Genomic DNA, 11,933 nt, shown 5'->3' with positions numbered 1-11,933 from the left:
ATTGTTAAAGAGCAAAATGTTTCATGCTTATAGAAATAAGCCAATCACATTTTCTAAAGACTTTCAGGGACAACAATAAACCAATAATTAATAACCATTGGTTTGCTTATAACACCAAAAATACTTAGAGAATGGTGGGCGATACCGGGCTCGAACCAGTGACCCCCTCCTTGTAAGGGAGGTGCTCTCCCAACTGAGCTAATCGCCCACGTTGTTTGCTTTCACTTTTCAACGTGAAAACGAAACGGTTTTAATTCCTTCGTGGGAAAGAATGGTGGGTCGTGCAGGATTCGAACCTGCGACCAATTGATTAAAAGTCAACTGCTCTACCAGCTGAGCTAACGACCCAATGGTATCCCGTAGGGGAGTCGAACCCCTGTTACCGCCGTGAAAGGGCGGTGTCCTAGGCCTCTAGACGAACGGGACACAGGTTGTATAAAAGTGTTGGGCACTTTCACACGCGCACCCGCAATTAAGCAGGTACATTTCTTTCATCTTCACTTATCAAAAAGTGAAAACAAAAGGCTCTCTTTACTTTCTAAACCTAATCAATCTGTGTGGACACTCATCAAGCAATCTATCGTTTAAGGAGGTGATCCAGCCCCAGGTTCCCCTAGGGCTACCTTGTTACGACTTCACCCCAGTCATGAACCACAAAGTGGTAAGCGTCCCCCCGAAGGTTAAACTACCTACTTCTTTTGCAGCCCACTCCCATGGTGTGACGGGCGGTGTGTACAAGGCCCGGGAACGTATTCACCGTGGCATTCTGATCCACGATTACTAGCGATTCCGACTTCATGGAGTCGAGTTGCAGACTCCAATCCGGACTACGACGCACTTTTTGGGATTCGCTCACTATTGCTAGTTGGCTGCCCTCTGTATGCGCCATTGTAGCACGTGTGTAGCCCTACTCGTAAGGGCCATGATGACTTGACGTCGTCCCCACCTTCCTCCGGTTTATCACCGGCAGTCTCCCCAAAGTTCCCGACATAACTCGCTGGCAATTAAGGATAAGGGTTGCGCTCGTTGCGGGACTTAACCCAACATTTCACAACACGAGCTGACGACAGCCATGCAGCACCTGTCTCAGAGCTCCCGAAGGCACTAAGCTATCTCTAGCAAATTCTCTGGATGTCAAGAGTAGGTAAGGTTCTTCGCGTTGCATCGAATTAAACCACATGCTCCACCGCTTGTGCGGGCCCCCGTCAATTCATTTGAGTTTTAATCTTGCGACCGTACTCCCCAGGCGGTCTACTTAACGCGTTAGCTCCGAAAGCCACGGCTCAAGGCCACAACCTCCAAGTAGACATCGTTTACGGCGTGGACTACCAGGGTATCTAATCCTGTTTGCTCCCCACGCTTTCGCATCTGAGTGTCAGTATCTGTCCAGGGGGCCGCCTTCGCCACTGGTATTCCTTCAGATCTCTACGCATTTCACCGCTACACCTGAAATTCTACCCCCTCTACAGTACTCTAGTTTGCCAGTTTCAAATGACCTTCCGGGGTTGAGCCCCGGGCTTTCACATCTGACTTAACAAACCACCTGCATGCGCTTTACGCCCAGTAATTCCGATTAACGCTCGCACCCTCCGTATTACCGCGGCTGCTGGCACGGAGTTAGCCGGTGCTTCTTCTGTAGCTAACGTCAAACAACAAACGTATTAAGCTTGCTGCCTTCCTCACTACTGAAAGTACTTTACAACCCGAAGGCCTTCTTCATACACGCGGCATGGCTGCATCAGGCTTTCGCCCATTGTGCAATATTCCCCACTGCTGCCTCCCGTAGGAGTCTGGACCGTGTCTCAGTTCCAGTGTGGCTGATCATCCTCTCAGACCAGCTAGAGATCGTCGCCTTGGTGAGCCATTACCCCACCAACTAGCTAATCTCACTTAGGCTTATCCAATCGCGGAAGGCCCGAAGGTCCCCTCCTTTCCCCCGTAGGGCGTATGCGGTATTAGCTATCGTTTCCAATAGTTATCCCCCTCAACTGGGCAAATTCCTAAGCATTACTCACCCGTCCGCCGCTCGACGCCTAATAACGCACCCGAAGGATTGTTAGTATCGTTTCCGCTCGACTTGCATGTGTTAAGCCTGCCGCCAGCGTTCAATCTGAGCCATGATCAAACTCTTCAATTTAAGTTTTTTTGGCTCAATGAATACTGACTTTAAATTGCCTTTTACTTCTTAGCCAAAGCTAAACAGTAAAGTGTTCTTTAAAGTTCATACCATTCCAACAGAATGATATTTAAATAACTGTGTTCGATATCCGAAGACATCAAATTAGGTCACTCAGTTCATTGAAACCGATTTTTGATTTCTTGCCCGAAAGCAGAGAATCATTGTCGATTGTCATCAACGAGTGCCCACACAGATTGATATAGGTTTAAATTGTTAAAGAGCGTTCTAACCAATGAATCTTTATCAGTTCCAATCAGTTAGGGATGCGTATTCTACGCTTCCTGACCATTAAGTCAAGATACTATTCTCATTTTATTCATCAAAAACAGTATATTGACTTCACTCAGTTTCTGAGCGAAATAAATGCCCGCATAAATACGGGCAAGTTTATTTACCCTAATTAAAGTCTTATAAGTTGCTTTAATTAGTTTTTGTCTTCAGGTCAGTAAACCTAAAAACTTAATAAAGCCTGGCGATGTCCTACTCTCACATGGGGAAACCCCACACTACCATCGGCGCTATTGCGTTTCACTTCTGAGTTCGGCATGGAATCAGGTGGGTCCACAATGCTATGGTCGCCAAGCAAAATCTTAAAATTCGAAAAGCCAACAAAAATATAAATTCTTCACACATTCAATGTTCTTTCATTGAGTCCACAAAACCCCTTGGGTGTTGTATGGTTAAGCCTCACGGGCAATTAGTACAGGTTAGCTCAACGCCTCACAACGCTTACACACCCTGCCTATCAACGTTCTAGTCTCGAACAACCCTTTAGGACACTTAAAGTGCCAGGGAAGACTCATCTCAGGGCTCGCTTCGCGCTTAGATGCTTTCAGCGCTTATCGATTCCGAACTTAGCTACCGGGCAATGCCATTGGCATGACAACCCGAACACCAGAGGTTCGTCCACTCCGGTCCTCTCGTACTAGGAGCAGCCCCCTTCAATCTTCCAACGCCCACGGCAGATAGGGACCGAACTGTCTCACGACGTTCTAAACCCAGCTCGCGTACCACTTTAAATGGCGAACAGCCATACCCTTGGGACCGACTTCAGCCCCAGGATGTGATGAGCCGACATCGAGGTGCCAAACACCGCCGTCGATATGAACTCTTGGGCGGTATCAGCCTGTTATCCCCGGAGTACCTTTTATCCGTTGAGCGATGGCCCTTCCATTCAGAACCACCGGATCACTATGACCTGCTTTCGCACCTGCTCGAATTGTCATTCTCGCAGTCAAGCGGGCTTATGCCATTGCACTAACCACACGATGTCCAACCGTGTTTAGCCCACCTTCGTGCTCCTCCGTTACTCTTTGGGAGGAGACCGCCCCAGTCAAACTACCCACCAGGCACTGTCCTCACCCCAGATTATGGGGCTAAGTTAGAACATCAAGCATACAAGGGTGGTATTTCAAGGTCGACTCCACTCCATCTAGCGACGAAGTTTCAAAGTCTCCCACCTATCCTACACATGTAGGGTCAATGTTCAGTGCCAAGCTGTAGTAAAGGTTCACGGGGTCTTTCCGTCTAGCCGCGGGTACACTGCATCTTCACAGCGATTTCAATTTCACTGAGTCTCGGGTGGAGACAGCGTGGCCATCATTACGCCATTCGTGCAGGTCGGAACTTACCCGACAAGGAATTTCGCTACCTTAGGACCGTTATAGTTACGGCCGCCGTTTACCGGGGCTTCGATCAAGAGCTTCGTCCTAAGACTAACCCCATCAATTAACCTTCCGGCACCGGGCAGGCGTCACACCGTATACGTCATCTTACGATTTTGCACAGTGCTGTGTTTTTAATAAACAGTTGCAGCCACCTGGTATCTGCGACTCCCGATAGCTCCATCCGCTAGGGATTTCACCGTCAAGAGCGTACCTTCTCCCGAAGTTACGGTACCATTTTGCCTAGTTCCTTCACCCGAGTTCTCTCAAGCGCCTTGGTATTCTCTACCCGACCACCTGTGTCGGTTTGGGGTACGATTTCTTATAATCTGAAGCTTAGAGGCTTTTCCTGGAAGCATGGCATCAATGACTTCACCACCGTAGTGGCTCGACATCGGGTCTCAGCCTAACAATTTCCCGGATTTACCTAAGAAATTAGCCTACACCCTTGAACCTGGACAACCATCGCCAGGCTCACCTAGCCTTCTCCGTCCCCCCATCGCAATTATAAGAAGTACGGGAATATTAACCCGTTTCCCATCGACTACGCCTTTCGGCCTCGCCTTAGGGGTCGACTTACCCTGCCCCGATTAACGTTGGACAGGAACCCTTGGTCTTCCGGCGTGGGGGTTTTTCACCCCCATTATCGTTACTCATGTCAGCATTCGCACTTCTGATACCTCCAGCAAACCTTACAGTTCACCTTCAACGGCTTACAGAACGCTCCCCTACCCAACATAATAAATTATGTTGCCGCAGCTTCGGTGTATAGCTTAGCCCCGTTACATCTTCCGCGCAGGCCGACTCGACCAGTGAGCTATTACGCTTTCTTTAAATGATGGCTGCTTCTAAGCCAACATCCTGGCTGTCTGAGCCTTCCCACATCGTTTCCCACTTAGCTATACTTTGGGACCTTAGCTGGCGGTCTGGGTTGTTTCCCTCTCCACGACGGACGTTAGCACCCGCCGTGTGTCTCCCGGATAGTACTTACTGGTATTCGGAGTTTGCAAAGGGTTGGTAAGTCGGGATGACCCCCTAGCCTTAACAGTGCTCTACCCCCAGTAGTATTCGTCCGAGGCGCTACCTAAATAGCTTTCGGGGAGAACCAGCTATCTCCAGGTTTGATTGGCCTTTCACCCCTAGCCACAAGTCATCCGCTAATTTTTCAACATTAGTCGGTTCGGTCCTCCAGTTGATGTTACTCAACCTTCAACCTGCCCATGGCTAGATCACCTGGTTTCGGGTCTATACCTAGCAACTCGACGCCCAGTTAAGACTCGGTTTCCCTACGGCTCCCCTATACGGTTAACCTTGCTACTAAATATAAGTCGCTGACCCATTATACAAAAGGTACGCAGTCACAGGACGCAATGCCTGCTCCTACTGCTTGTACGTACACGGTTTCAGGTTCTATTTCACTCCCCTCACAGGGGTTCTTTTCGCCTTTCCCTCACGGTACTGGTTCACTATCGGTCAGTCAGTAGTATTTAGCCTTGGAGGATGGTCCCCCCATATTCAAACAGGATATCACGTGTCCCGCCTTACTCGTTTTCACTTAAAATGATGTGTCGGTTACGGGGCTATCACCCTGTATCGCGATACTTTCCAGAATCTTCACCTGCATCATTAAAAGCTTAAGGGCTAATCCAATTTCGCTCGCCGCTACTTTCGGAATCTCGGTTGATTTCTACTCCTCCGGGTACTTAGATGTTTCAGTTCCCCGGGTTTGCCTTATTAACCTATGTATTCAGTTAATAATACTAGCTTATGCTAGTGGGTTTCCCCATTCGGAAATCGTAGACTCAAGTGGCTTTTACTGCCTTATCTACGCTTATCGCAAGTTAATACGTCCTTCATCGCCTCTGACTGCCAAGGCATCCACCGTGTACGCTTAGTCACTTAACCATACAACCCCAAAGGGTCTTTATGTATGGCAAACAACCAAGGTTATAAATCGTTGTCTCTTTATTATGAGCGAGACAACATTTTCGATTTTGCCGGACTCAAATATTAAACAATCTAACCGAAGTTAGTTGTTTCCAAGAACACTTGAATGTGTGTTGGTTTGTTATTACCGAAGTAATAACAAGTACCTATCAATTTCTTTCTAAAAAGAAGCCAATAGGATTTGAGAACTTTTATTTTGACAAATAATAATCAATTATTTATCAGTCAGCTTTCCAAATTGTTAAAGAGCAAAGATTTCATACTTATAAAAATAAGCCAAAACCATTTTTAAATATTCTTTTCTCTGTGCAGAGTAAAAACACTTAAAGATGGTGGAGCTATGCGGGATCGAACCGCAGACCTCCTGCGTGCAAGGCAGGCGCTCTCCCAGCTGAGCTATAACCCCATCAGTTGGGTGTTTCTATTGATAACTCATAGTTAATTTGGTGGGTCTGAGTGGACTTGAACCACCGACCTCCCGCTTATCAGGCGAGCGCTCTAACCAGCTGAGCTACAGACCCATTCTAACTTGATCTTTCAGCTTGATTCGTCGTTGTGCTGCTTATCCTCATTCAGTTACATACTTATGTATGCGCCTTCATTCGTTAATGGCACGCCTTGATTCAAACTAAAATCTCTTCGTTATAACAGAAGATATTTCTGAGCTATCATCTCTTTACTTTCTAAACCTAATCAATCTGTGTGGACACTCATCAAGCAATCTATCGTTTAAGGAGGTGATCCAGCCCCAGGTTCCCCTAGGGCTACCTTGTTACGACTTCACCCCAGTCATGAACCACAAAGTGGTAAGCGTCCCCCCGAAGGTTAAACTACCTACTTCTTTTGCAGCCCACTCCCATGGTGTGACGGGCGGTGTGTACAAGGCCCGGGAACGTATTCACCGTGGCATTCTGATCCACGATTACTAGCGATTCCGACTTCATGGAGTCGAGTTGCAGACTCCAATCCGGACTACGACGCACTTTTTGGGATTCGCTCACTATTGCTAGTTGGCTGCCCTCTGTATGCGCCATTGTAGCACGTGTGTAGCCCTACTCGTAAGGGCCATGATGACTTGACGTCGTCCCCACCTTCCTCCGGTTTATCACCGGCAGTCTCCCCAAAGTTCCCGACATAACTCGCTGGCAATTAAGGATAAGGGTTGCGCTCGTTGCGGGACTTAACCCAACATTTCACAACACGAGCTGACGACAGCCATGCAGCACCTGTCTCAGAGCTCCCGAAGGCACTAAGCTATCTCTAGCAAATTCTCTGGATGTCAAGAGTAGGTAAGGTTCTTCGCGTTGCATCGAATTAAACCACATGCTCCACCGCTTGTGCGGGCCCCCGTCAATTCATTTGAGTTTTAATCTTGCGACCGTACTCCCCAGGCGGTCTACTTAACGCGTTAGCTCCGAAAGCCACGGCTCAAGGCCACAACCTCCAAGTAGACATCGTTTACGGCGTGGACTACCAGGGTATCTAATCCTGTTTGCTCCCCACGCTTTCGCATCTGAGTGTCAGTATCTGTCCAGGGGGCCGCCTTCGCCACTGGTATTCCTTCAGATCTCTACGCATTTCACCGCTACACCTGAAATTCTACCCCCTCTACAGTACTCTAGTTTGCCAGTTTCAAATGACCTTCCGGGGTTGAGCCCCGGGCTTTCACATCTGACTTAACAAACCACCTGCATGCGCTTTACGCCCAGTAATTCCGATTAACGCTCGCACCCTCCGTATTACCGCGGCTGCTGGCACGGAGTTAGCCGGTGCTTCTTCTGTAGCTAACGTCAAACAACAAACGTATTAAGCTTGCTGCCTTCCTCACTACTGAAAGTACTTTACAACCCGAAGGCCTTCTTCATACACGCGGCATGGCTGCATCAGGCTTTCGCCCATTGTGCAATATTCCCCACTGCTGCCTCCCGTAGGAGTCTGGACCGTGTCTCAGTTCCAGTGTGGCTGATCATCCTCTCAGACCAGCTAGAGATCGTCGCCTTGGTGAGCCATTACCCCACCAACTAGCTAATCTCACTTAGGCTTATCCAATCGCGGAAGGCCCGAAGGTCCCCTCCTTTCCCCCGTAGGGCGTATGCGGTATTAGCTATCGTTTCCAATAGTTATCCCCCTCAACTGGGCAAATTCCTAAGCATTACTCACCCGTCCGCCGCTCGACGCCTAATAACGCACCCGAAGGATTGTTAGTATCGTTTCCGCTCGACTTGCATGTGTTAAGCCTGCCGCCAGCGTTCAATCTGAGCCATGATCAAACTCTTCAATTTAAGTTTTTTTGGCTCAATGAATACTGACTTTAAATTGCCTTTTACTTTTTAGCCAAAGCCAAATAGTAAAGTGTTCTTTAAAGTTCATACCATTCCAACAGAATGGTATTTAAATAACTGTGTTCGACACTCGAAAGCATCAAATTAGGTCACTCAGTTCATTGAAACCGATTTTTGATTTCTTGCCCGAAAGCAGAGAATCATTGTCGATTGTCATCAACGAGTGCCCACACAGATTGATATAGGTTTAAATTGTTAAAGAGCCTTCTAACTAATGAATCTTTATCAGTTCCAATCAGTTAGGGATGCGTATTGTACGCTTCCGTTTTCATGAGTCAAGATCTTTTTGGATCCTTTTCTCATCACCATTTTTCACTGTGCTTTTGTTGCCGCACTCGGTGTTGGTGAGGGCGCATTATAGGGAGGTTTTTATTTCTGGCAAGTTCTTTTTTAAATTATTTTTCTGTATGCTGAAAAAACACTCAATACGATATTTATTGAATAAAATTTCAACATTTGAGCAGAGTCACATCAATAGGTTGGAAATTAATCAAAGTTACCCGTAGTATTCATGTAGCTATATTTTATTAGCTATATATTTCATTTTTTTATCTACTAGACGTTGTATTCTGATATGAATTCTAAAAAATTTTTCTTTTTAATAATCGCTCTCGCTGTACTTGGCGCAGCTATATTTTCTCAATTAACAGTTGATCCCGCTATATCTTTTGTAATTGGTGTAGTCGCATCAGCATTTGTACTTAACTTTTCTTGTTCTACCTCTTCTTCTGCTACTGCAGCACCGAAAGATAAACCATCTACAACAACACTGTATGTTGGCAATCTTCCATATAAAGCAAATGAAACCAATGTACGACAAGTATTTTCTGAACATGGTGAGGTATTTGCTGTTCGTCTCATGAAGGACAAGCGCACAGGTAAACGACGTGGCTTTGGCTTTGTTGTTGTTGGGAGTAATGATGTTGATAATGTTATTTCAGCGTTAAACGATCACGATTATATGCAGCGTACTTTGAAGGTACGAATTGCTAATGATCCTAAACATCCTGAGTCGGAATCCTCTCAATAGCTTCAAAACCCATTTTTTTAAACGTTATATTTAGTGCTCCTTCAATCGTAGGAGCACTATTGTAAGCAATGCACTTCCGGTTATTATTTTTCGCCCGCGCTATATAACTATTGTTAATTAGCGATTGTACTCTTCTTGCTATCGCCTCCCCTGAATCAATAATTCGTATTTCATTACCGAATACATGCTTTATTTCATTTCTTAGCAATGGGAAGTGTGTGCAGCCAAGAACCGCTACATCAATTTTTCCGATCAACGGCTGTAATACACGCTGCAATGACACTAAACAGACAGGCTTTCCTTTTAATTTATTTTCCGCCATATCGACAAGTTCTGTTGTACCCAATAACTTAATAGGAACATCAAGCAAATAATCCCTAATCAGATTATGTGTGTACTCTCTCTTTACCGTTGCAGGCGTAGCAATAAGACCTACTGCAGTGTTTGAAATGAGAGAAGCGGGCTTTATAGCAGGTACAACACCAACGACCGGTACGGATAAAAATTCACGTAAAGACGGTAACACTATAGTACTTGCAGTATTACACCCAATAACAACGATATCGACGCGATGCAGATCAACAACATAGCGCAGCATCTCATTCACTCTTTCGATGAGTATGTCTGGAGCAAGTTCGCCATAGGGGTAACCCATATCATCAAATACATAAATGTAATTTGCATGAGGCAATACTTTTTGAATTTCGTAAAAGACAGATAACCCACCAACGCCCGAGTCGAAGATGAGTATAGTTGGAGGTATATTGTGATTCATACAATTACTGTTCGTTAAGCATTCCGTTAATAATACTCGTGCCGATGATGGTTACAAGTATGAAAGACAAAACCGCCATACAGCGGTTTTGTCTTTCATTTTAATTGGCTTAATCACTCACCCTTAGAACTGGTAATTTGCTGTAACATAGTAACTACGACCTTGAGTATTAAATGGGTAATATTCCCCATCTGTACTATTAAGACTTTCTGACAATACATAATCTTCATCGAAAATATTTGCCACGCGGGCTTTTAGCGTTAGAGAATCCGTAACAAAATAGCTTGCAGCTAAGTCTACTAATGAATAAGCAGCTAATTCTTCAAGGTTATCGCTATCTTCATAACGTTTTCCTTGGTAAAGGTAACTTAAATCTCCTTGCCAATTTTCCGCAAAATAACTGATATTCCACTTAACAACGTGTTTTGCTCTACGGCGTAGCTGTTTTCCTGTAATCTTATTTTTAGGGTCCAAGTATTCCAAAATCAAAGTGTGATCAAAGGATCCAGTTGTAAAATCTGATGTCAATTCAATACCGTTAATTTCCGCTTCATTTACATTCTCAGGTGTATTACCCCACACTATCATATTGTCAATTTCTTGCTTAAACAGAGCAAGGCGCACATCAGCGATATCAAAAGCTCCTTCTATCCCAAACTCAACGCTTGTTGATTCTTCTGGCAAAAGATCCTCATTACCACCAAAACAACCAAATGGAGGATAACACTGCAAAGGAAAATATAAGTCATTAAAAGAAGGGGCTTTGAATGCTGTACCAGCACTACCCGTTAACTTGATATCTTTAGTTGCCTTCCATCCTAGGCCTAGCTGCCAGGTATTATTTACACCATACTCTTCATTATCATCAGACCTTACATTTGCCTCAGCGGAAACAGACTCTCGGTTATAGAAAGCCATTGCATAATACGCAAGATTATCTTGTTTTGTTTTCTCATAAGTTGCTGTCGACTTAGATATGTCATTTTCGTACCAATCTATCCCCCCCAAACGAGTATACTTCACTATGTTGGTAGACATTCTGCCAGTTCAGTACCGTTCTATCTGTTTGAAAAACACCGTCACTACCAGTGTTGTACGTTTCCGATTTATCGCTATTAAACGCAGCAGTTAGATTAGAATACAAACTATCTCCTAAGTATTCTGCACTAGCTGAATAATTAGAAACAACAGCATCTTTTTCCGATGTTTCAGGGTAGTCAAACTCAACATTTCCATCGTGATAAAATACATTCGCTCTTAATCGCCATTCTGTGCTTACATATCCACCAATTTCAGCAATTATATCTTTACTTTTAAAGCCGTCGTCATCGCTTTGAGTAGATTCACTACTTGAAGAAAACCCATCAGACTGTTCGATGTTTCCTGCGAACTTTCCCCATAAATTATTTGAAATCTCACCAGCAAAAGAGACTTTAGCCACTTGGTATTGGTCCGAACCGGCCCCCACAGAGACTTCACTTAGTGATTCACCTTCACGATATTCTGTAATTACATTTATAACGCCACCAACCGCATCTGAACCATATACTGCTGCCCGAGAACCTCTAATATACTCGATACGTTCAATTCCAGTCAGTGGAATCGCGCTAAGGTCTGATGAACCCAGAGTCGCACTGCCCATACGAACGCCATTAACTAATACCAATACATGGTTAGATTCTGATCCGCGTACATAAATACTTTGCGATTGGCCGTAACCTCCATTACTCGAAATCTGTATACCCGGCAACCTTCGTAATACCTCAGCCATAGACTTGGCTTGCATCGCGTCGATTTCTTCTTTAGTAACAACCTCCACAGGCGCTATAGTATTTTGGATTGGCTGTTCAAAACGGTTAGCCGTAACAACAACGGTTTCAATATCAGAAGAAGATTGAGCAAAAGTTAGAGATGGAGCTGAAACTAGCGATGCCACTGCGGCTGCTATAATTGATTTGTTCATTATGAGTCCTATTCGCGTAAATCCTAGCAATTG

Annotated in this window: 4 protein-coding genes, 5 tRNA genes and 4 rRNA genes; 1 reads left to right on the top strand and 12 read right to left on the bottom strand. The window is 45.2% G+C overall.

Going from position 1 to position 11,933, the window contains the following annotated elements:
- Positions 1-132: 132 nt before the first annotated feature.
- The 9 genes from PGX00_RS02895 to PGX00_RS02855 form a co-directional block, all read right to left on the bottom strand.
- Positions 133-208: transfer RNA gene (locus tag PGX00_RS02895), tRNA-Val, on the bottom strand.
- 64 nt (positions 209-272) lie between these two features.
- A tRNA-Lys gene (locus tag PGX00_RS02890) sits at positions 273-348 on the bottom strand.
- 2 nt (positions 349-350) lie between these two features.
- Positions 351-426 (bottom strand) — tRNA-Glu (locus PGX00_RS02885).
- Positions 427-585: 159 nt separating this feature from the next.
- Positions 586-2,137, bottom strand: a 16S ribosomal RNA gene (locus PGX00_RS02880).
- Between the two features lie 509 nt (positions 2,138-2,646).
- Positions 2,647-2,762, bottom strand: a 5S ribosomal RNA gene (rrf, locus tag PGX00_RS02875).
- Positions 2,763-2,855: 93 nt separating this feature from the next.
- A 23S ribosomal RNA gene (locus PGX00_RS02870) occupies positions 2,856-5,748 on the bottom strand.
- Positions 5,749-6,120: 372 nt separating this feature from the next.
- Positions 6,121-6,196 (bottom strand) — tRNA-Ala (locus tag PGX00_RS02865).
- Between the two features lie 38 nt (positions 6,197-6,234).
- Positions 6,235-6,311, bottom strand: a tRNA-Ile gene (locus tag PGX00_RS02860).
- Positions 6,312-6,520: 209 nt separating this feature from the next.
- Positions 6,521-8,072: ribosomal RNA gene (locus PGX00_RS02855) — 16S ribosomal RNA — on the bottom strand.
- Together the 16S, 23S and 5S rRNA genes with 5 tRNA genes alongside form the textbook arrangement of a ribosomal RNA operon.
- Before the next feature lie 634 nt (positions 8,073-8,706).
- Between PGX00_RS02855 and PGX00_RS02850 the strand changes: the two genes are divergently transcribed.
- A complete protein-coding gene (locus PGX00_RS02850) occupies positions 8,707-9,162 on the top strand; it encodes an RNA recognition motif domain-containing protein (protein WP_272132658.1) in 456 nt (151 codons plus the stop codon).
- Here PGX00_RS02850 and murI read toward each other — a convergent pair.
- From murI to PGX00_RS02835, 3 genes are all read right to left on the bottom strand, one after another.
- A complete protein-coding gene (gene murI, locus PGX00_RS02845; RefSeq protein WP_272132656.1) occupies positions 9,131-9,937 on the bottom strand; it encodes a glutamate racemase in 807 nt (268 codons plus the stop codon). The two genes, PGX00_RS02850 and murI, sit on opposite strands and share 32 nt — an antisense overlap.
- 123 nt (positions 9,938-10,060) lie before the next feature.
- Positions 10,061-10,975, bottom strand: a complete 915-nt coding sequence (locus tag PGX00_RS02840) for a TonB-dependent receptor domain-containing protein (protein WP_272132655.1) — start codon at positions 10,973-10,975, stop codon at positions 10,061-10,063.
- Positions 10,917-11,900, bottom strand: a complete 984-nt coding sequence (locus PGX00_RS02835) for a TonB-dependent receptor plug domain-containing protein (protein WP_272132654.1) — start codon at positions 11,898-11,900, stop codon at positions 10,917-10,919. The genes PGX00_RS02840 and PGX00_RS02835 overlap by 59 nt, the downstream gene beginning before the upstream one ends.
- Between the last annotated feature and the right edge of the window lie 33 nt (positions 11,901-11,933).

Origin of the sequence: Vibrio algarum (assembly GCF_028204155.1) — a bacterium.
Lineage (GTDB): Bacteria > Pseudomonadota > Gammaproteobacteria > Enterobacterales > Vibrionaceae > Vibrio > Vibrio algarum.
This window is presented reverse-complemented; position numbering and strand designations above follow the sequence as displayed.